This window comes from Lentibacillus songyuanensis, from assembly GCF_039548255.1.
Classification (GTDB): domain Bacteria; phylum Bacillota; class Bacilli; order Bacillales; family Amphibacillaceae; genus Lentibacillus_C; species Lentibacillus_C songyuanensis.
This window is the reverse complement of the sequence record NZ_JBCLVH010000014.1, coordinates 77,548-100,379: the sequence shown is the minus strand read 5'-3', so window position 1 is coordinate 100,379 and position 22,832 is coordinate 77,548. Positions and strand designations below refer to the sequence as shown.

Annotated in this window: 18 protein-coding genes and 1 CRISPR repeat array (1 of these 19 running past the window's edge); of the genes, 3 read left to right on the top strand and 15 right to left on the bottom strand. The window is 40.9% G+C overall.

Annotated features, from left to right (window positions below):
- Positions 1-849: a CRISPR direct-repeat array (repeat unit 29 nt; unit sequence CTTTATATCCCACTATGTTCAGATATAAC) (it extends 5,579 nt beyond the left edge of the window).
- A 181-nt stretch (positions 850-1,030) separates the two neighbouring features.
- From cas2 to WMZ97_RS14225, 15 genes are all read right to left on the bottom strand, one after another.
- Positions 1,031-1,294, bottom strand: a complete 264-nt coding sequence (gene cas2 / locus WMZ97_RS14295; RefSeq protein WP_343272767.1) for a CRISPR-associated endonuclease Cas2 — start codon at positions 1,292-1,294, stop codon at positions 1,031-1,033.
- 2 nt (positions 1,295-1,296) lie between these two features.
- Positions 1,297-2,286, bottom strand: a complete 990-nt coding sequence (gene cas1b / locus WMZ97_RS14290) for a type I-B CRISPR-associated endonuclease Cas1b (RefSeq protein WP_343272766.1) — start codon at positions 2,284-2,286, stop codon at positions 1,297-1,299.
- Entirely contained in the window at positions 2,287-2,787 is a 501-nt protein-coding gene (gene cas4, locus WMZ97_RS14285; protein WP_343272765.1) for a CRISPR-associated protein Cas4, read from the bottom strand.
- Between the two features lie 13 nt (positions 2,788-2,800).
- Positions 2,801-5,023 (bottom strand): CRISPR-associated helicase Cas3', encoded by a 2,223-nt coding sequence (gene cas3, locus WMZ97_RS14280; protein WP_343272764.1) that lies wholly within the window; start codon positions 5,021-5,023, stop codon positions 2,801-2,803.
- A gap of 56 nt (positions 5,024-5,079) precedes the next feature.
- Complete coding sequence (gene cas5b, locus WMZ97_RS14275; protein WP_343272763.1) at positions 5,080-5,790, bottom strand: type I-B CRISPR-associated protein Cas5b; 711 nt, start codon at positions 5,788-5,790, stop codon at positions 5,080-5,082.
- Entirely contained in the window at positions 5,787-6,677 is an 891-nt protein-coding gene (cas7i, locus tag WMZ97_RS14270; protein ID WP_343272762.1) for a type I-B CRISPR-associated protein Cas7/Cst2/DevR, read from the bottom strand. Before cas7i ends, cas5b begins: the two co-directional genes overlap by 4 nt.
- On the bottom strand, positions 6,670-8,367 hold the full coding sequence (locus WMZ97_RS14265; protein ID WP_343272761.1) for a hypothetical protein: 1,698 nt from the start codon (positions 8,365-8,367) through the stop codon (positions 6,670-6,672). Before WMZ97_RS14265 ends, cas7i begins: the two co-directional genes overlap by 8 nt.
- A complete protein-coding gene (gene cas6 / locus WMZ97_RS14260; protein WP_343272760.1) occupies positions 8,368-9,084 on the bottom strand; it encodes a CRISPR-associated endoribonuclease Cas6 in 717 nt (238 codons plus the stop codon).
- A 319-nt stretch (positions 9,085-9,403) separates the two neighbouring features.
- Complete coding sequence (locus WMZ97_RS14255) at positions 9,404-9,724, bottom strand: DUF3870 domain-containing protein (RefSeq protein WP_343272759.1); 321 nt, start codon at positions 9,722-9,724, stop codon at positions 9,404-9,406.
- A 21-nt stretch (positions 9,725-9,745) separates the two neighbouring features.
- Positions 9,746-10,522, bottom strand: a complete 777-nt coding sequence (locus WMZ97_RS14250) for an IclR family transcriptional regulator (RefSeq protein ID WP_343272758.1) — start codon at positions 10,520-10,522, stop codon at positions 9,746-9,748.
- A 68-nt stretch (positions 10,523-10,590) separates the two neighbouring features.
- Positions 10,591-11,763, bottom strand: a complete 1,173-nt coding sequence (locus WMZ97_RS14245) for a saccharopine dehydrogenase family protein (protein WP_343272757.1) — start codon at positions 11,761-11,763, stop codon at positions 10,591-10,593.
- A gap of 241 nt (positions 11,764-12,004) precedes the next feature.
- Positions 12,005-13,504 (bottom strand): aldehyde dehydrogenase family protein, encoded by a 1,500-nt coding sequence (locus tag WMZ97_RS14240; RefSeq protein ID WP_343272756.1) that lies wholly within the window; start codon positions 13,502-13,504, stop codon positions 12,005-12,007.
- Between the two features lie 30 nt (positions 13,505-13,534).
- Positions 13,535-15,187 carry a thiamine pyrophosphate-binding protein gene (locus WMZ97_RS14235; protein ID WP_343272755.1) on the bottom strand — a complete coding sequence of 551 codons (1,653 nt, stop codon included), beginning with the start codon at positions 15,185-15,187 and terminating at the stop codon, positions 13,535-13,537.
- Entirely contained in the window at positions 15,187-16,368 is a 1,182-nt protein-coding gene (locus WMZ97_RS14230) for an LL-diaminopimelate aminotransferase (protein ID WP_343272754.1), read from the bottom strand. The genes WMZ97_RS14235 and WMZ97_RS14230 overlap by 1 nt, the downstream gene beginning before the upstream one ends.
- Positions 16,369-16,475: 107 nt before the next feature.
- Positions 16,476-18,056: a Na+/H+ antiporter NhaC family protein gene (locus WMZ97_RS14225; protein ID WP_343272753.1), complete on the bottom strand. Its 1,581-nt coding sequence runs from the start codon at positions 18,054-18,056 to the stop codon at positions 16,476-16,478.
- A gap of 455 nt (positions 18,057-18,511) precedes the next feature.
- On the opposite strand from WMZ97_RS14225, the gene WMZ97_RS14220 reads away from it, so the two are divergent.
- The 3 genes from WMZ97_RS14220 to WMZ97_RS14210 all read left to right on the top strand — a co-directional run bounded on the left by WMZ97_RS14220 (position 18,512) and on the right by WMZ97_RS14210 (position 22,804).
- On the top strand, positions 18,512-19,855 hold the full coding sequence (locus WMZ97_RS14220) for a sodium-dependent transporter (protein WP_343272752.1): 1,344 nt from the start codon (positions 18,512-18,514) through the stop codon (positions 19,853-19,855).
- Between the two features lie 162 nt (positions 19,856-20,017).
- Positions 20,018-21,364, top strand: coding sequence for a sodium-dependent transporter (locus tag WMZ97_RS14215; RefSeq protein WP_343272751.1), 1,347 nt, complete (start codon positions 20,018-20,020; stop codon positions 21,362-21,364).
- A 90-nt stretch (positions 21,365-21,454) separates the two neighbouring features.
- A complete protein-coding gene (locus WMZ97_RS14210) occupies positions 21,455-22,804 on the top strand; it encodes an FAD-dependent oxidoreductase (RefSeq protein ID WP_343272750.1) in 1,350 nt (449 codons plus the stop codon).
- Positions 22,805-22,832: the final 28 nt, after the last annotated feature.

The window sequence follows — 22,832 nt, the reverse complement described above, 5'->3', positions numbered from 1 at the left end:
ACGGGTTTTTCTAGTGGAACATTCACATTTGACTTTATATCCCACTATGTTCAGATATAACTGAACCTCCTCACCTACAGCTTTCCAATCTTCAGCAACTTTATATCCCACTATGTTCAGATATAACGAGCAGTTCTTGAAAGATTTCCAGACATTCCTTGATGAACTTTATATCCCACTATGTTCAGATATAACACTAGACGAACGGATTATACAGGAACATGGTCTGGACTTTATATCCCACTATGTTCAGATATAACTGATTGACGGGACAGTGGAAAACCTTAATAACCGTCTTTATATCCCACTATGTTCAGATATAACTCAGCGTGTTTTAAACTATTTTGATGCCAATGTATTCTTTATATCCCACTATGTTCAGATATAACATGATTTCCGAATGGCGTGGATCACATTTTTAAACATCTTTATATCCCACTATGTTCAGATATAACGTTTTATTTGATAACATGAATTACTAACCGATTCGTCTTTATATCCCACTATGTTCAGATATAACCCGACATCCACAAAGCTATTAAGATGTGCCAAATAACTTTATATCCCACTATGTTCAGATATAACTAATAATATCAGCAGTTTTAAAGTCGTTCTCCATGTCTCTTTATATCCCACTATGTTCAGATATAACCTACCTTGTGCATCATCAGCATATTTAACCCAAGTATCTTTATATCCCACTATGTTCAGATATAACCCTCGCCTGTTTTCTTTTCCTTCTCTACATCTTGTCCTTTATATCCCACTATGTTCAGATATAACCTAATGTTTTTAACATTAAATTTAATAACTTACCTGTCTTTATATCCCACTATGTTCAGATATAACCTAAAAAAAGACGCCTAAAAACCCCGCCATGTCAATAATTTAAAACCTACTAACAAATTTTTCTGCAGTAAACCTCCAATGCAATGTTTACCAAGTTAAAAATATTCTCTACAGCACTTATTATAACAACGTTTATCAGTAGTTTCCACAAAACAAGGTTCACTGCAATTGGAGCATAGGATCATAAAAACATCTCATCAAATGACTTCTCTATCCCAAAAGTCGTTTTTCGCAAATGATTAGGGTTTTTAACTTCATAAACATAGATTGAATCTATATTTACATCGATTATCGTTTCCAATTCATGAAGACATTGCATTAATAATGTCTTGGTGATTTCCCCCTCAAACACAGAGTTCTGAGACCAAGTTAGATATTCTTTTAGCTTTTTACAAACTTTACCGACGCGTTTAACGCCGACATCATATGTAATGATGACAAACATATTTACCACCATGCCTTTAAAGGTTTATACTGCTGATCGCCAATGAAATGTTTTATTAATTTATAGCATTCCAACCTGACAAAATACTTGTATGAAACGTTACGCTTTAATTTTCGATGTCTAATTGTAGTTTCTAGCTTTTCGGTCCATTCCTTAATAAATTTTTTACGTCCTGATTCGTTCAATAAAACCATGTTCTCCATAAACTCAAAATCCGATATTTTAATTTGTTTCCGATTTAATAAAGCAAATATAACCGGATCAACCATTAAAGGTTTAAAAATTTCTGCAATGTCCAGACTTAAGGAAAAGCGTTTAGTAGACGGCTCATGTAAAAAGCTTACTGTCGGGTCTACCTGCGTCTTATAAGTTTCCGTTAGAACTGTTGTATAGCACATACTATTACCAAATGAAATCAATGCATTCAGTGGGTCTCTTGGTGGACGTTTAGTTCGCTCATCAAAGGCAAATTCATCCGGCAGAAAATAATTAAAAGCAGAATAGTACAGTTGTCTGATTGTACCTTCAACGCCCATAATTTCCGGAATACGGTGGACATTTTCTAAAAGCTTAAGGTTGGTTTGAATACGTTTAATAATCAATTCAACCTCAGAATACCTTTTATAATTTCTCAAATTACGCAGCATGTGAAATGTACCGCTGTAAATAAATTGTTTAGCCAGGTACTCCCGTTTATCTTTTTCAAAATAATGTCTGCTTTGATTAACAACTGTAAACCCTGATATATTTTTCGAGCGCGGATAATAGGTCCCGTTATAGAATCCATAATAATTATAAAAATGAACGCGCACATCATTTTGTGTAAGCAGGTTCAAAAAGTTTGTATTGAAATCGACCTGACCAAAAACATGTATATTTTCCATTTGATGAATGGGTAACGATTTCTTGTTTTCTTCTTCATCGATAAAATAAAATGTATTATTTTTTCTTTTCATTCTGCCATTCTTAAAAATGTAGTAGTCCTTGTTCATTTAATCATCACCCTCTTCCGCATAACAAAAATCGTAATATGCACATTTCGTACAAAGGGGGGCGTTAATTACTCCCGGCGGATATGGTTTTTCCATAATCTCATAGATTCGTTCAATTACTTCATTCAGTTTTTTTTCATCATCTTCCGTCAATAAGACCTCTTCTGTCCGCTTCTCTTTCGTATAACTGATCAGCCCCTTTTTGTTAAGCCCGCGTTTTTTCAACTCATATAAATAGAATAGCAGCTGCCAGCGATCTGCCTTAGTCATACTGCTGGTTACCTTTACTTCTCTAACATATTCACCATCGATAGCATCAATTTTGATATTATCTACGGCCAATTCTTTTTTGTCTGAGTTTTTGTACGAACGATTATGCAGTAATTTTCCTGCCTGTACACGTTCATGTCCTTCCTCCAATTGGATGTTCTTGGAGTATAGCCAAAGTTTACGATGACAGACGAAATAGTACTGAATGTGTACACCACTTACCATTTCCATCGACCCACACTCCCTAAAAAAAATTCATAGATACCTCGGATGTATCCTTCGCTGCCAACCCAACTCCACTCAAATCTTCGCAATCAAAATCATACTCAACATCCAGGATCTCAACATGAGGCAATACATTATATTTTCGTCCGTCTTTTCCTGTCTGGTAAAAATCGATTGGAGATCGCAATCCTTTATATTTGTAGGTTGGAACAGAGACGGTATAGCTTTCTATTTCTCTGCGCATTCTAATTCGCTCATTAGAATTTGTTTCTTTTTCCAATTTTTCTAGTAAATCAATGATTTGATCATAAATAACCCTCGGTATGACATTTGATGATTGAATCCCGCGCAATATTTTCTGTGCTTGGTCGTTCGTATATTGATAGTCCTCCAAATTATTCAGTTTGTGCACTGCGCTCCTGAATTCCTCATAAAATTTAGTGCCTGCCAATTCGTCCTTGGAATATATCTTTTTCACCAAATTCACTTTATCCACTTCGGTTATAGCCTGATGGTCAAATGGGCGTAAATACTCCTCCGTCAAATCCAAAATATCTTCATCATACACATATTTTCTGCCCGACACATCCCTCGTATATATGAATACATTAGGATCGTCATGATCCAATTCCCTTTTCCGATAGCAACGGCCAAAGCGTTGCAACAAACTGTCGATAGTAGAAAGCTCGGTAAACAGAACATCAAAATCAATGTCAATAGATGCTTCTACCAACTGTGTCGTAATCCAAATTCCATTTTCATCAGATTCTGCAAATCTTTTTATTTCCTTTTCCAACAATGCTCGATCACGTTGAATAAATCTGGAATGAAGCAAGTGAACATTTTCCCCATCCAGTTGCTGGAAAAGCTCGACTGCACGATCAACTGTATTGACTATGACCAAAACTTTATAATCACTAGCCATTGATGAAATTCTACCCACAGCTTGACCAATTTCTTTATCTTGCAAACTAACTTTGTGCCTGATAAAAGCTTCATCGGCAAACTCCTGATATTCGCAACTGTCATCCAATATTTTTCTGTCCTTTAATTCATCAAGATAGATTTGTGGCAATGTTGCAGTCATGATCATGAATTTGCCGCCAATACGGTGAATCATTTCAATCGCTTTCAGCAGGACTGCAACAATCCACGGGTTATATGCCTGGATTTCATCGATCACTACCTTGGAATATGCCATGGTGGCAAAAAATTTCTCATAGCCTTTGAATTTAAATGGAAATTTTAATATCTGATCGACTGTTGTGAATAATAATTTGCTGGCAAAGTGTTTCGACTGATCATTAATTACTTCCCAATTCTCATCTCCATTTTGATCCAGATGTGATGCACTAGACCCATGTAGCAACCCTACAGTTGGATACTCCATTTCATCATGGACGCGATTATATAAAGCGTTCAACGAAACCCGGATTGGCAGCGTGAAAAACGTCTTATCTTTGCCTGCCCATAATAAAGAGGCCTCGGTTTTCCCCATACCTGTTTGCGCAACAATGATTAAATTTTTGTCTTGATGTTGATACGTGAAGTTTTGGAGCGGTCTAAGAGGCTTTTTGATTTTTTGTTTAAGATATTTTCGGGTCAAATCTGCAATATCTACTTCTTGATCGACCTCGATTGGTACGTGTGCAGACGCTGCATGGTCGAGCCTGTGCAGCAAGCCTTTGATTAAAATATATAAGTAATACGTATCCCTACCGTCTTTGATTTCATTAATACGCTCTTCTTGCCTCAACTCCCTTCTAATCTTAAGTACTTTCTGATCTTTATTTGGTAATTCCACTTCCATTTCTTTTTCTAAATTCAGAAAGTGATTTACCAACTCCTCTTTATATATATTGGATAAAAGTGAAACATCAGGCTGGATATTTCTTTCATGGTGATATGCAATTGCTTGAATGAGAACCCTTCTCTCATCCTTTGTGAGATTCCATTTTGCAACTGGTAAAAAGAAGGGAGACAAATAGTTATGCGGTACATGTCCATATTTTGACGGCACAATTACCTCTCCAGTATTCAAAGCCTTGTGCATTTTACCCTGAAAGTCGTTATTCATTTTACCTAAATCATGATATTGTGCGGCCTTATATAATAGATTCCATATTCGTTCATTAGGAATTAGGCTAAAATAGGCGCCTCTTAATACGTGAAATCTATCAAGTAAATTTTGAGTATGTTCTTTTAATGATTCTTTTACAGGTCTTGTTTTTGCGATGATCACTTATAAATTCCCCCTTTTTAAAAAAAGCCGATGAGTAGCCCATCGGCTTTCAATAATTATATATTCCAGAACACAGGATATTCATTTTCATCTACATAAAGAGGAACTTTAAAACTTTCATCAAGTAGTTCCTCGTTTTTTAATACATAAATGGCAGGTATCTTCTCCCATTCTCGAATACCCTTTTTGATTTTGTATGTCCAATTTAGCAAATAAGGTATGCCGTGTCCGGTTGTCGTAATTTGATTCTTTGGTATATACATCGCATGTTCGGCCTCACATTCATCCGTCTCTTCCAACGCCACATATTTCACTTCATCAATCCGTAACAAGTCCTCATGACGACCCAATGCAACAAAAGAATCCAGTTGCTTAAAAGAATTATATATTTCCTCCAGCACTGCATCCTCCGCCTTAATATGAAAGACTAGCTGAACATTATACAACATGTGTGTATAAAGCGGCATAGACGACATGACACTAGTTGGATATGTTGGCGTTGCATCGGAGATTCCATCAAGAACTATTGGCATGGCAAATTCATGCTTTTTAACAAAATAGGTTTTCCTGTAATCAATAATTTGACTTTCATAATCTCCCTGTATCGATAAAGAAAACGGAACCAGTCTATCGGCGTTCAATACTGCATGTACCATCCCTTTAACTGTTGAATAGGGGGGGAGAGGATACGTCTCAGTTACCTTGTTAGCAAAGGGTTTTTTATAACATGCGGCTTCCTGGAATGCCTTGATTCTCAAGACTTTCATATAGAAACACCGTAATATTGATCTACTTGTTCGGTCAAATCTTGATAAAATGCGTCAACCGTCTCTGCCTTTGCAATACTGGAAAATGCTTCTTCATTTTCAAAAATGCCCCGTACATACCCAATTTGTGTATTGTCCTTAACCGATACATTGAATACAGAGGAATTCACCGTATCTTCTAGTAAGCTGATATTCAATCTATCTTTTCCATTAAGTGATATACGTCCTTGGAAAAATGGATTAGCTATCGGGTAAGCTCCACCAATTACGAACAATGGTGAAAGATTTTCCTGTCTGCCCCTGATTTCGCGATTCAAAAACTTGGTGACTTCCAAAAACTGTTTAACTCGATTCAGCTTTTCCTCTGTATTTAGTTCGACACCTTCATCGATCCCAACGCGCGATAAATCGATTGTAACAGTATAAGCATAATAGCTAATGTGTTGTTCAATGGTTGCCAAATTTGCATCTTCATTAATTCTTGTTGCAAGTCCCATATTGTTCAAAAATTCAAGATCGCTCTTGTACGGCTCAAGCGATATGGCATGGCTTAAGCGAACAACTGCAGATCGTTTTGCCGCACCTGTTTTTGCTTTTGTTTTCATATAGCCAAACAAATCCATTTCAACAGAGTCTTCAATCGTGCACTTTTCCTTGAATTGTATAACGCTCTGCGATTTATCAACTACATCCAGATTCCAGTCAAAAAATCGATTGCCAAGGCGCACCATATCATAGCGGAGACTTTGCCTGGATGCAAAAGAATATACCCCCCCATCGCCGCGATGAAATTTTTTTAACTCGGAAATATTCGCAGTACCTTCCCCATAATTCAATGAATTCGCCCGAAATACAACAGTGAATGTAATTGCTTTATTATTAGCCATTTACAGCCTCTCCTTCTTCATTTGGTTTGGAAATCAATCCAGCGATCCATGCATTCGCAACTGTTTCAAAGTCCATCTTACTTTCATGCAGTACCTCCAGCAGCAGTGATGGCATTTCCAATTCATTGGAAATAAAGGTTCTCATCACAGTATCCATGAATGTGTTCTTGTTTCCAGCTTGGACAGCATTCAGCAAACGATAGGCAATTCCCTGTGCCTTTTTCAAACCAATCTTACTTCTTACAGCCTCACCACTTTTGTATAGTACCCAGACATACTTCTGTTGTTTTTGCGGATCCATATGCATTTCTCTCTCCTTTTTATAAAACTGATCGTAGTGTCTCAACAGCGTCATGAAAACTACTTCCAGAGACGAATACCTTTGTTTGATTTTTTCCCTTAAAACGTTTGAAATGAATTGCTTCGTGTCAATTTGCTTAATCAAATACTTTATAAACGGTATTTTGTTCGTATAATGTAGATACCCAAACAGTTTTCCGTGATTTTGGAACAATTTAATCAAACCAGGCGTTAAAACCATGTAGTCCAGCAATGTTTTTTTCGCTTGATAGTCGGACTCATATTCCACTATTAAATAATGCTTGGCAAGCCAATCAGCCCGTAATTGTTGTTCACTAACCAAATCGAAAATTACTTCATCAAAAGACTTATCCTGGTCAGTCTCTGTGTTGTAGTGTTCATTGGCCTGATAGATTTGATCAAAAGAACCATCAAACTGCACGAATACCGATTTTCTGTTAGAAATAGTGGCTCCTGCCGGTGCACAAAAAAGTAGCAATTTTGCCAGTGCACTTATCGGGAAAAAGTTTTTTCCATCACAGTCCCAAGTGCTGTTCAGGGAATTACCCAAGCTCAGTGCCAGCGGAGAAAACACGCTTTCTTCCAGGGAAAAAAGCCCCAGTGGGAAATCCGTAAAACTACATTTAAGAACTTCTTCATCTATGTATTGTTTCATCTCTTCGGTGGATTTCTTCTTAAATGTTGTTTTAAAGGCTGATAAAGGGTGTTTGGAATTCATTTCTTTCAATAGCTGCAAGCCTTCATCCTGCTTTCCTTCATCAATCAGGCTTATAAATTTCCACTCATCCAAAACGGGTTTGACGTAATCATATGAAAATAGCTCCCTCTGTTCATCAACGGTGAGTGAATTTTGGGATACGTTCAGAAAGCTTGGCTGCCCGAAATATGGCGAGAGATATACAGCTTTAAACGTATTACAAGTTAGCTTTTCATTGATTTCTTTGGTATGGACATCTGCTATGATTCTATCCAACCAGCTGTCCATTTCTTTTTTGTATTCTTTTTCAGCCCTGTATCGTTGGACGTAATTCAAAATTTCCTTACCAGTACTGTCATCTTTGAAATATTTCCCTACCTTTGTTTCAATATCTTTCAGTCGGGTATTTAGCTCTTTTTTATATTTCTTTTCTCCTTTTTTCCATCTGGCATGCCAACTTGTCAGGCGCCTCTTATGGCCATTGGCAACACTATACTTTTGAAGGAAAAAGTTAAAAAAGGCCTCAGGCAGTTTTTCCATCTGCTCTCTGGTAACAACAATGCCATCATCTGTTGTTTCAACATCAATGTCGTAATGGTTCAAAATCCGCTTATAGCCCACCATACCTTGCGTAAGGGACCAATCCCCCATCGATACTTCCATCTGATCCATTTATCCCACCTCCTCAACGATATCCAATAACCCAAGTCCAAGCGAACGCCTCATACTGACACCTGCATCGTATAGACATTGAAGGTCTTCCGGATCACCTTGTAATTGCAACAACCCCTTATTGGCGGTCAGATAAAGTGCGCTGTTTTGTTTCTGGTGAAGATTCTCTTTCATGATTTGTTTCGTCATCATGGTTTGCACGACTTCGATTGATTGTTTCGGTGCTCTCCCAAAGACTTCTGTGATGACCAAGTTTGCAACATATTGAAACTCTTTCTTAAATTCATCATCCGTAGCCAAAACAGGCTTTCCTTTTTTGGTTTCAATTAATATCGGTGACAGCGTCTTGAATATAACGTTTGTTTTAGAAATCCTATTTTCCGGTAATAGCCTTTTCTTTTTTAGCGTGAGTTCTGCTTCCCTAATAAAATAGTTTCTACCTTTTTGTGCACCATTAACCAGGAACATGATAAACTCATAGTTCGGGCTTGAGATATTCAGGTGAAGTTCCGTTCCACGTATTATTTCACCTTCAATAACAAGATTTGGAATAAAGGTCGAATAGGAGAACGGTTTCATTTTTCTTTTAGCTTTGTTGAATAACCTATCATAGTAATCCTCGGAACCATTCCGTATCATTTCTTTAATGATCGATAGCGTCCCCAATCTGTAGGCTACAGGGATTTGCATCATTTCAAATACCATTTGAACTCTCATCTACATTTCACCTCCTAATAAGTTATTTTACTTACAACTTAAAAAAGTTGTATCGCAAGCAATACAACTGTTCCCACTAAGTTCGAATATAAATTTCTTATTCTCAATTTTTTTACCCTTCGCCATTCAGATATATCTTTAACGTCACCATAAATAGGAGGATAAAAACAGGGGATTTAGTTGTATTACATATATTTAGCATAACATAATACCTATACAAAATAATGTATCCCCTAAAAATAATTCTCTGATTGTATTTTTAAAAACAACTATTCTGCCTAGAGATAACTTTTTGAGTACTGCCTTCCTTTTATTCTATCTATCCCCCACCCCCCTCACAATACTGCTCATACTGCTTATACAAATCCTTCAACGCCGATTCCAATGCATTTCCCGCCTTACCTAAATAACGTTCCCGCACTTCTTGCAAAGGCTTATCAATGCCATCCTGTAAACTATAACCTCGCAACAGTTGCTGCACATATTCTCTGCCATGTAATGTTGCTAGCGTACAGCCTGCTGTTACAATAACGCCATATTTTTTATCTACCTCAGCCGTAATCGTTAACGTCTCATAAATACTCTTCGCCGCCATTCCGGATGGCAGCCTAGCATGTCCAGCAATAAAAACCGTATTCATATTCGTCATCCTCCCTGTTGTTCAACTTACAAAACCTTCACCACGATAGCCTAACTTATTCGAGATTGCTTCGGCCGACAGTTTTGTGCTAGTTTTAATAAATGCTAGATTTTCACCTTCGAAATGGCTGGTTAACCCGCTGACCGTTAAAGCGGCAACAACAACCCCGAGATGATTATAAACCGGATACGAGATGCCTGTCGTGTCAGCGTCTTGTTCGCCTATACTACAAGCATAGCCCTCTTGTTTAATTTTTTCTAGTTCCATTGTCAAACTTTTTCGATCAATTGGCTGATGATCACCCAAAAAATGCAGTTCCTCCGCTTGCAAAACTTTTTGCTGTCGCTCCTCGGGTAAAAATGCCAACAGCAGTTTCGGCCCGGAACCCATATATAATGGGGTGCTTTTGCCAATTCTTGTGTACAAGCGCAACGCACGGCTGCTTTCTACCTTTTCAATATATGTAGCTTCATCCTGGCTAACAATGACCAAGTGAATCACTTCATTAATTTCATGGGCTAATCTTTCCATAAACGGTAAAGCAATACCACGCAATTCCAACTGGTCGGATACCATGTGCCCCAATTCGAGCAGTTTTAATCCTAATCGATAGCGGCTGTCATGCTCCGTCTCTTTTGTTTTATATAAAAAGTTACATGACTCCAATGCCGATAATAAGCGATACGCGGTGGGTTTCGGCATATTTGCCTGATGAGAAATTTCCTTCAATGTCAGCTCTTGCTGGTCTTCAGAAAATAAATCGAGTAATTTTAATGCTTTGATTACGCTTTGATTCATCGTAGAAAACTCCTTCAATTATGTACGATATAATCAACCCCCTACCAGATCAGTAGAGGGATTGACAGTTAACGATTCACTTGTGTTTGTTCTGCCGTACTAATTTCCTTAATGTCCACCCCGCGTTTCGCCATTTCCTGAATATACGTTTCTCCTGCAACGATTTGCTCCGGCGGGTAGACACCCTTTTTGACTATTGTACCATTTCCAATCATTTGCGCAACAACCGAGATAGTATTCGCGGTTGCCCGGGCCATGGCAGTGACATTCGTTGTACGATCCTTGTATGTCGTCATTTCGTATTGATAAGTGGCCGGCTTCCCATCTTTTTCACCGGAAGCAACAATTCGTAACAACACGGCATCATCTTTATCCCCTAATTCAACAATCGGATCAAGCACTTTTAATAATACCTGACGCGGATTAACTTTTTCTCCGTTTACGTCCACCTCATAGTCCATCCGTGTTAAATTCAAATCAACTAACAGTTTGAATTTCTCGGCATGCCCTTTATAACGGATTGTCTTGTATTCCAACGTTTTTAATTCAGGATACGAGATTGATAAAGTCGAGGTTCCTCCGGATGTATGGAATGCCTCCAGTGGACCAAATTTTTCAAAATGAACCTCCTCCAACTCGGATAATGATGGGATTTCCTGTTTAATACCGTCACGTATAATCAGGGATGGGTCCGTGTAATGGTCAAATACCCCTTCCATCGAAAACACATGATTGTATTCAAATGGTGGTTCTGGACGCACCGGTATACCGCCAACATACAGCTTGATTGCTTCCAATTTATCCAGTTTGCCTGCCCCATGACCGGATAAAATATTAATCATTCCAGGTGCCACGCCAAGATCAGGGATCAGCGTCACGCCTGCTGCTTTTGCCTCCTCCTTTAATGCTAAAACTTTATCGGTAATGTGTCCAATATGCCCACCAAGATCAACCGAATTGACGCCAACCTTGATTGCCGTTCGCGCTACTATTTCGTTAAAGGAATAAAACAAGGCATTAATAATGACATCAAATTGTCGCATATAATCAGCCAGTTCCTCTTGATCACTGGCGTTCACCTGGTATGCGGTTAATTTTGATGAATTAAGCGAATCGCAGACCTGTTTTGCCCTGGCAAAATCAATGTCAGCCAAACCGACCGCTTCCACACCTTCACTCCCTATTAGATCGCGAGCTGCTTCTTTTCCCATTAATCCAGATCCGAGTACCCCAATTTTCATCCAACCACTCCTTCTGAAAAGTTTTTATGCTGGTATAGGCGTACTAGCGAGTGCCTCAAAACGTTTCATAGAAAACCAGAAACTACCTTACTGCAAGAATCTGGCCCTCTATACCAGATTCCGGTATAGCCATTTCCGGCTCCAACTGCCAGCATATCGTGTGGAATACCCGCTTCTGCGATATCCGCCGGCGTTGGTGCAGGTCGGCCTTCCTTAAAACCAGTCGCTTACGCCTTTGTATTTATTCCACATCAATCTGGGCCCGCTGTAATTTTCCACTAAAATCGACATACACTGCCTTCCATTCAGTAAACACATCGAGCGCTGCCACACCAGAATCACGATGACCATTTCCGGTTCCCTTCGTTCCGCCAAATGGCAGGTGAATTTCAGCTCCTGTTGTTCCGGCATTAACATAAACGATTCCTGTATCCAAATCACGCTGGGCCTTGAATACCTGGTTAACGTCAGCGGTAAAAATGGAACTTGACAAGCCATATGTCACGCCGTTATTCACCTCGACCGCTTCCTCAAAACTTTTTACCGGAATTAGTGACACAACAGGACCAAAGATCTCTTCCTGGGCAATCCGCATATCTGCCGTACAATCCGTGAACAATGTTGGTGCAAAATAATTCCCGTTTTGCGGAACATCTTCATCTACTACATATCCCCCAGCAAGCAGGTTTGCCCCTTCTTCTTTGCCAATTTCCATGTATTGTTTTATTTTTTCCAGTCCTTGTTTGTTAATAATTGGACCGACTTTATTCACTTCATCCAGACCGTCGCCAATAGTCAATTTCTCCATTTCCACAAGAAGACGTTCTTCTAATCGTTCCTTGACCGCTTCATGGACAATCACCCGGCTGCAGGCAGTGCAACGCTGGCCACTGGTTCCAAATGCACTCCATAAAATCCCTTCAACAGCTAGATCCAGATCGGCATCATCCATTACGATCACCGCATTTTTTCCGCCCATTTCCATAGAAACCTTTTTCAATTGCTGGCCACACTTGCTGGCGATATTCCTGCCTGTATCATTGGATCCGGTGAACGAAATCACCCGGATGTCATCATGTTCGACCATCGCATCACCAACCGTCGAACCTGTGCCGAATACGACGTTAAGCACACCTTTAGGCAATCCCGCTTCTTCCAAAATTTTTGCCAGTTCAAAGGCCATGATCGGCGTTTCTGTTGCCGGCTTCCAGACGACTGCATTTCCCGCAACAAGTGCGGGGAAAGACTTCCATGTTGCGATCGCAATTGGAAAGTTCCACGGGGTAATAATGCCGACTACGCCAATCGGAGCACGTACGCTCATGGTAAATTTATCTTTTAATTCTGATGGTGTCGTCTGCCCGAATAAGCGGCGTCCCTCTCCAGCCATGTAAAAAGCCATATCGATGCCTTCCTGGACTTCGCCGCGTGCTTCTTCAATGACTTTTCCATTTTCCATTGTCAGTAATTGTGCCAGACGTTCTTTACGTTCTTTTAACAACGTGCCAACCCTAAAAAGTACCTCAGCCCGTTGCGGTGCTGGAACCAAGGCCCATTCCTTCTGCGCCGTTTTGGCAGCCTTTGCCGCTTGGTCAACACGGGCTGCATCTGATAAAGGTACATGGACAACTGTCTCCCCATTCGCCGGGTTAATCACCGCTGTTGTTTCCTCTTCTGCCGTCAACCATTCTCCGTTGATAAAGTTTTGTAAGCTTTTTACATGCAATAATGCTTCTGCCATGAATATAACCTCCTATATTATTCTAGTAATTCACCGATCCCGAAGCTCCTGAATCGTAGCTGATACGGAAATTTGTTCCTGATCTGTTATAATTTCAATCACAGTTGGTTTCGTCTGCTGCGACGCTAATACTTTGGCAAAAACGTTAGCAAATTCCTCTGCCGAACGGACACAATAACCATTCGCCCCCACACTTTTGGCTAAATCAGCAAATGACACCTGCCCTAAATCTGTCGCCATGACTTTTGTTGGATAGTGGATTTCCTGGTGCATACGAATCGTTCCATACATGTTATTATTAAACACGATACTTATGACTGGAATCTGATTGCGGACGGCTGTCTCCAATTCCTGAACCGTCATCATAAAGCCGCCATCACCTGATAGGGATACTGCCGTTTTTTCCGGAAAAGCCAGTTTTGCCCCCAGCGCAGCCGGCATGCCGTAACCCATCGCCCCTGACGTTGGTCCAACATACGTATGTTTTTGAGTGAATGGATAAAATGCATGAAGCCACCCGGCGAAATTCCCGGCATCATTCGTTAACAGCGCGTCATTTGGCAGTCTATTAGCCAGCGTTGCGATGATATGCTTATTCAAATGATCGTTTGGTGTAACGATTAGGCGGCTAATGGACTCGTATGCCTGTCGACGTTCATTCACCCATCCCTTCCATGGGCGCATCGGCAACTTTATCGTCTGTAAACTCGTTAATGCTTCACGAAGATCGGCGACAATCCCGATTGCAGGTTGATATACCTTGCCAATCGATTCATCATCAATATCAATATGAATCAGCTTTTTATCAGGATCCATAATGCTATAGTCCTGTGTCGTTACTTCTGACAGCCGGGTGCCAAGCGCGAGAATAACGTCTGCTTCCTGCACCGTTTGCAGAACTTTTTTATTCGTTGCGAGCCCCAGATGTCCGACATACATGGGATGATCATTTGGAAATGCGTCCTGCCGGCGAAATGCGGCCATAACGGGGATCTGGTATCCTTTTGCAAAAGCCTGTAATGCTTCTTCTGCCTGGGATGCCTTTACACCGCCACCAGCGATAATCAATGGATGTTTCGCATGGGCAAGCAAATGCTCCACTTCCACTACCTCTTGTTTAGCCGGAGCAGGTGTTGGTTTGATAAAGTGCGGACCAAATTGCATTTCCGCGGCGACCGGCAACACATCTTCCGGTAGTGAGATGACAACAGGTCCAGGTCTGCCGGATTGTGCCACGCGAAATGCCCGCTGGACAATTTCCGGGATGCGTTCGGAATCTGTTATTTCCACCGCCCACTTGGCAATATGTTGAAACCAGCGATCCAAATCGACCTCCTGAAATCCCTCACGCCCGCGGAATTTGCTATGTACCTGGCCCAGCATAACGACCATTGGGGTAGAATCCTGATAAGCGGTATGCACCCCAATAGCAAGGTTTGCGGCACCAACCCCTCTCGTCGCCAAAACTACACCAGGTATTAATGATGACTTGCCATATCCTTCCGCCATAAAAGCAGCGCCACTTTCATGCCGGCAAGAAATAACCTGAATCGAGGATTCATCATGCAATGCATCTAACAATGGAAGATAGCTTTCTCCAGGTACACAGAATACCTTCGTGACCCCCTCTCGTTTCACGCACTCCACAATCGCCTGGGCACCAGTTTGTTTTAAACTTATCATTATGTTTCCGTCTCCCCCTTCCAATTAACAGTCTTGAGTCGCTTGACTGCCTCCTCCAGCCGTGAAGACGCAACGGTTAATGCAATTCGGAAATACCCTTCACCCGAGTCACCAAACGCTGTCCCTGGTGTGACAATAATACCCGCCTCCTCCAGCAGCTTGTTGGCAAACGCCATTGATGTAAATCCAGCCGGCACTTTTGCCCACATAAAAATCGTTCCCTTTGGTTTAGCTGCTTCAATTCCTGCTTCATTTAATGCTTGATGCAGCTTTTCCATTCGTTCCTGAAAAATGGCGGTATGCGCAACCACTGCGGTGAGATCACTCCTCAGTGCAGCTGCAGCAGCTTGTTGAATCGGTAAAAATTGACTCGTATCGATGTTGCTTTTCAATGTTGAAAGCGCCTGAATTACCGTTTTATTACCAACTACATAACCAATCCGCCAGCCGGTCATGTTGAAACTTTTCGACAATGAACCAAATTCTACTGCAACGTCTTTGGCATGCGGCACCTGCAAAACACTTGGCGCCTGATAATCGCCAAATGTTACTAAATCATATGCTGCATCGTGCGCTAATAACATTTGATTCTCACAGGAAAATGTAATCGCTTCCATAAATGTATTTAAGGAGATGGTAGCTGCTGTAGGATTGCTCGGATAATTTAGTACCATCATTTTAGCCTTTTCCTTGTCAGTAGCCGATATTTGATCAAACAACGGTATATAGCCGTGATTTGCATCAAGTGTTAATGGTACACTTCTTCCGCCGGCAAGATGCACAGCCGTACGATACGCCGGATATCCCGGATCAGGAACAAGCACGGTATCACCAGGATTCAGCACTGCTTGCATCAGATTGGCAATACCCTCCTTCGAACCAATTAAGGCAAGCACTTCTGTTTGAGGATCTAACCCGACACCATAATACTTCTGGTAAAATGCCGCAACAGCTTCCCGGTATTCCTGACAGCCGCTATAGGTCGAATACCGATGATTAGTTGAGTCTTGCACTGCCTCCACTAGTTTATCAATGATAAAATCTGGTGTCGGCAAATCTGGTGCGCCAATCCCCAAATCGATCACGTCTACTCCACTTGCCATCAATTCCTGCTTTTTCTTTTGAAATGCAGCAAATAAATACGGTGGTAAACTTGCTACTTTCGTTGAAGCGACTTCCATACACGCCCTCCGTTTCATTAAATGAAATGACATTTTACTTAACTGAGAACAGTATAAATCATTTGCTATAAAATTTCAATTATTTTCAATTAATTAGTAAAATTTTATCATTGAGCAACCTCTTCATCCACGTTCTCCGCACTTTTAGAACGATTGATAAATACAAATAATAATCCTAAACAAATTATTACAGAAAGTAAGCCGAGCCAGGCATTACCAACGACACCTAACACGATGTACCCAATCCCAGCTATTCCCGCAGCAACCAATGCATACGGAATCTGTGTTGTTACATGGTCAATATGATGGCAGCTAGAGCCGGTTGATGACAGAATGGTCGTGTCCGAGATTGGGGAACAATGATCTCCAAATACGGCACCAGCAAGAACGGCGGCGAGCATTGGTAAAATCAAATCAATATCAGTTGCTGCTGCGATATGTCCAGCAATCGGCAGCAAAATTCCGAATGATCCCCACGAAGTACCCGTAGCAAATGCGATAAAACCAGCGATTATAAACAAAATAAAGGGCAAAAATGCTGGACTGATATGTGCATGATTAACAACACCTGCTAAATATTTACCAGTACCAAGTTCATCAATCAAGAAAACAATTGCCCAGGCAAAGATCAGGATAGTAAACCCGGGTATCATAGATTTTGCCCCTTCATACAAGCCAATACCAATGTGTTTACTGGACAATTTCCCCTTTGCAATATGCCGTAAAAATAAAATGAAGGTAATCGCGATCCCAATTAATCCGCCATATAATAAAGCTTCTGATGCATCAGCACTCCCAAAAATATTGATAAACGTTTTCTCACCTTCGACAGCTTCAAGGCCGTTTACATACATCGAAATAATCGTGGCAATAAATAAAGCAACAATGGGAATTAATAAATCACGAACTTTCCCCAAATCACTTACTGGCAATTGTGAAGTGGTATCCACTTGTTCCTTCTTCTCCGGATCCAGTACTTCTCCAATCCGAATCGCCCGTTCCTCATGTACTCTCATCGGTCCAAACTCCATCCGCGATAAAGCAATTATAAAGACCATCCCTAACGCCGACCAAACATAATAATTCATCGGAATGATCTTTAGGAATGCCCCAAGTGCCGTATGACCAGTTATACTTTGAGCCGCCAGCACTGTCCCCAGGATACCGATAATATACGCTCCCCAGCTAGATACTGGGGCGATTACACATACCGGGGCCGAAGTTGAGTCAACAATATATGCTAATTTGGCCCGAGATATCCGATGTTTATCGGTAACGGGCTTTGCAACCTGCCCAACCGTCAAACTATTGAAGTAGTCATCAACAAACACAATAATTCCCAGAACCGCAGTCATCATTTGCGCCCCGGCCCGTGTCTTGACCCGTTTGATCATCCAGTCACCAAATGCCTTTGTTCCACCCATCATACTGACAAACGCTGTTAGTATGCCTAGCATTAGCACAAATAACAGGATATAGATATTCCACGTATTCAAGGACCCTTCCTCGACAAATACCCCTTTGAATGATTCCCAAATCAATCCAATTGAAGCGACAACATGAAAGCTTTTAATAAAAAAGGCAGCGGCAACAATTCCTACACCAAGAGATAACAATACCCGTTTCGTCAATAACACCATGACAATAGCCAATATCGGCGGAATCAATGACCAAGCTGAATTTACCAATGGAAAACCTCCTTATTCGGTTGTCATTTTTTAGCAAACTAAACTTCTCCCATTCACCCCCTTTATTGTAAACGTTTTCAGTAGTTAGCTATTTCTTTTATTCTATACTTATTGGAAAAATCCTTTTTTAACACAAAAATTATTACCTGTCTTCTAGTGAGGTGTCATTTATGATCACACAGCAAAGCTATCCCCCTAATACTTTGATAGCCAGCATATGCTTAGTCATTTCCGCAATGAATTTTACGTTTCCGATGAACTGATTTATTTAGATGGTAACTTATTGGAGTATTATTTCTTTCCAGAACTGTGGAAGGTACGGACGGAGATTTGAAAACACGTTAGAATAGGTCTATTTATATTTTAAAGGGATGAGTACAACTTCTTTTTCCCTCTTGCACTCTACCAACAACTAATGGTACTTTAAATAAATAATCTTTTTTGGAGGCCAACATATGCAAAACAACACAGATCAGTGGTCATCGAGAATTGGCTTTATTTTATCGTCAGCTGGTGCTGCAATTGGTTTGGGTGCCATTTGGAAGTTTCCATACATGACAGGAATGCATGGCGGCGGGGCCTTTTTTCTTTTATTTATCGCATTCACTATTATTATCGGTCTTCCATTATTAATTGCCGAATTCATCATTGGCAGAGGTGCACAAAAAGAGGCGGTTAGTGCCTATCGAAAACTTGCACCAAATAGTATTTTATCCCATATTGGAAAATGGGGTGTTCTTAGTTCATTTATCCTGATGTCGTTTTACAGTGTTGTCGGGGGCTGGGTGCTCATCTATAGTGTGATGTCGATTCCGGGCAGGATTATTACAGACGGAGCTAATTACCAGGAGCTGTTTGCGACGATAACCGGAAACCCGATTATTACCATTATTGGGCACGGTATCTTTATCATCCTAAACATTGTTGTCGTCTCATTTGGAATTCAAAATGGTATCGAAAAAGCAAGTAAGGTATTAATGCCATTATTATTTATCTTTTTTATCGTCATCGTGGTTCGTGCTGTAACTTTCCCCGGTGCACTGGAAGGCTTGTCCTTCTTCCTGAAACCGGATTTCGCCAGCCTTGATGCGGAAAACGTGCTTTATGCACTTGGTCAGTCATTTTTTTCACTGGCAGTCGGCGTTTCCGTAATGGTGACGTATAGCTCATACCTAAATAAGGATGTCAGCTTACCTGTTTCAGCCGGTAGCGTATCGGTGATGAATATCTTTGTATCGTTATTAGCAGGCTTGGCCATTTTTCCAGTTGTCTTCGCTTTTGGACTGGAACCTGCAGAGGGACCAGGATTATTATTTATGGTCTTGCCGGAAGCATTTGCCCAGATGCCATTTGGTCAGTTATTTCTTTGTTTGTTCCTGCTCCTATTCTTGTTTGCTATCTTAACATCGTCTTTTAGTATGCTGGAAATCATTACATCCGCCTTTACCGCAAACAAAAAGCGGTCCCGGGTAAAAGTTGCCTGGATTTCCGGATTGTTTGTATTTCTCGCTGGCATTCCGGCAGCACTGTCATCCAATACATTGGCAAATGTTAAAGTATTCGGCTTAACGGCATTTGACGCATCTGATTTTCTTGTTAGTAATATCATGATGCCACTCGGATGTTTGTTCATCGCGATTTTTATCACATTTAAAATGAACCGAACACTGGTTAAGCAGGAATTTAATTATGGCAGGGAATTTTCACCTGGTCTTTATCAGACATGGTTTCAAATCATGCGCTGGCTTGTTCCGATTACGATTATTATTGTATTTGCTAGTACGCTTGAACTAATTTAAGAAGCCAACCAAAAGCAGATGTTATGCAGACATCTGCTTTTGGTTAGACCAGGAGCATGTTAGCCTATTATAAATAATCATACCATTCATTTTCCCCCTTGCCTCTACCAACAACTAGTGGTAATTTAAATGGATAAACCATTTATTTTTGGAGGCCAACATATGCAAAATAAAACAGATCAATGGTCGTCACGACTGGGCTTTATTTTTTCAGCAGCTGGTGCCGCGATCGGTCTTGGCGCTATATGGAAGTTCCCCTACATGACGGGAATTCATGGTGGTGCAGCTTTCTTATTATTATTTATAGCGTTCACCGTTATTCTCGGTCTCCCATTGCTTATTGCGGAATTTATCATTGGCAGGGGCGCACAAAAAGAGGCAGTTAGTGCCTATCGGAAACTTGCACCAAGCAGTTTTTTTAAACATACTGGAAAATTAGGCGTTATTGGCGGATTTATTCTGATGTCCTTTTATAGTGTTGTCGGTGGCTGGGTCCTTATTTACAGTGTTATGTCCATCCCTGGTATGATTATCACCGATGGAGCCAATTATCAGGAGCTGTTTGCCACGATCACCGGGAATCCTGTTATTACCATTATTGGACACGGCGTTTTTGTTATCTTAAATATCCTTGTTATCTCATTCGGTATAAAAAATGGGATTGAAAAAGCAAGTAAAATACTTATGCCATTATTGTTTATCTTTTTTATAATTATTGTGATACGTGCTGTGACCTTTCCAGGAGCGGGGGAAGGCCTGTCCTTTTTCTTAAAACCTGATTTCTCTAGTCTTAATGCGGAGAGTGTCCTTTATGCGCTTGGACAATCATTCTTTTCCTTGGCAGTTGGTCTTTCGATGATGGTCACGTATAGTTCCTACTTAAAAAAAGATGTCAGTCTTCCTGCTTCAGCTGGTACGGTCGCCATTATGAATATTTTTGTTTCCCTATTAGCAGGGTTAGCGATCTTTCCTATCGTCTTTGCGGTTGGACTGGAACCGACTGAGGGACCGGGATTATTGTTCATGGTGTTACCGCAAGCCTTTGCTCAGATGCCGCTCGGGGAATTGTTCTTGTGTCTGTTTCTGTTCCTGTTCCTGTTTGCGGTTCTGACGTCATCATTTAGTATGCTGGAGATTATTACATCTGCTTTTACGGCAAACAATAACCGATCACGGACGAAAGTAGCCTGGATTTCCGGGTTCATCGTGTTTATTGCTGGTATTCCAGCAGCATTATCATCCAGCACCTTAGCGAATTTTAAAATTTTCGGGTTGACGGTATTTGATGCGTCTGATTTTCTTGTTAGTAACATCATGCTGCCGATTGGGTGTTTCTTAATCGCCATTTTTGTGACATTTAAAATGAATAAGGCGATGGTCAAACAGGAATTTAATTATGGTAAAGAACTGTCTAATGGTTTGTATCAGACATGGTTTCAAATCGTACGCTGGCTTCTTCCTATCACGGTCGTTATTGTATTTGCCAGCACCATTGGATTAATTAAATGAATACCTGCAAAAAAACAGATGTCGCACTGGCATCTGTTTTTTGCTTACTTTTTTCGGACAAGGGTATTATATAAGTAAACGAAGAAAGGAGTGTATCTATTGAAACAAAGAATCGTTATTGTTGGCGGGGTTGGCGGCGGATCCACCGTTGCATCACAAATCCGCCGATTGAATCAGGAAGCAGAAATTACCTTGTTTGAGCAAAGTGGTTATATTGCATTCTCCAATTGTGGCATGCCGTACTATCTTGGTGATGTTATACATGAACGGGATGCCATTTTAACCGATGCCGAAAAGTTTTCCGAAAAATATGCAGTAGATGTACAACTAGATACCACGGTAACCAGCATTGACCGCGATCAAAAAATCATTACATACCAGCATGAATCAGGATCTGGTGAAGCGCCTTATGATGTACTCATTCTGTCCCCGGGGGCATCGGCTATCGTCCCACCCATCAATGGAATAGATTGCCAAAACACATTTACATTACGGACCATCCCCGATATGGACAAGATCAATAACTACATTCAAGAAACGAACCCACAAACGTGTGTCATTGTCGGCGGAGGCTTTGTCGGGTTGGAAGTGGTGGAAAACTTAACAGCCCAAGGAATCGACTGTAGCATTGTTGATCGATCAAACCATCTTTTGCACATACTGGATGAGGATATGGCTGAGCTAGTGCATCGGCATGTCCGTGAAAAAGGGATAGACTTACGATTGCAACAATCCGCGGATTCCCTTACCAATGATGGAAAAACATTGCGTTTAGACAACGGGGATACATTAAGTCCAGACATGACGATTCTTGGTGTTGGGATTAAACCAAATACGGAACTTGCTCAAAACGCCGGGCTAGCTATTGGTGAAACAGGGGCCATTGCCGTTAACGATTATATGCAAACTTCCGATCCGGCAATTTATGCGTTAGGTGATGTCGTCGAAACGAGGGATTTTTTAACAAAACATCCGCGTAATGTTGCCCTTGCCTCCCCGGCACACCGACAGGCATTTATTATTGCTAACCACCTTCATGGTCAGTCCATTCCTTACCAAGGGGTAGTCGGCACAGCTATTCTAAGGGTATTTGATCTGGTAGTGGGAAGTACCGGCAACACAAGTGCAAGTTTACAACATGCTGGTAAACCATTCCAAACTATCTCCCATGAAGCATTATCTAATGCAGGCTACTTTCCTGGCGCAGAAAAAATCACATTAAAAATTCTGTTTGAACCTGGTAGTGGAAAATTGCTAGGCGGACAGGTCATTGGCAGAAAGGGCGTTGACAAACGACTGGCTGTACTGGCTACTGCAATCAACGGTGGTCTCACAGTCTCGGATTTAACCGAATTAGAACTAGCCTATGCTCCACCATATTCCTCACCAAAAGATCCGGTTAATACGATTGGGTATAAGGCGTTGGCACAGATGGACTGATTCTATGCTAAAAAATATTATGTGGCTG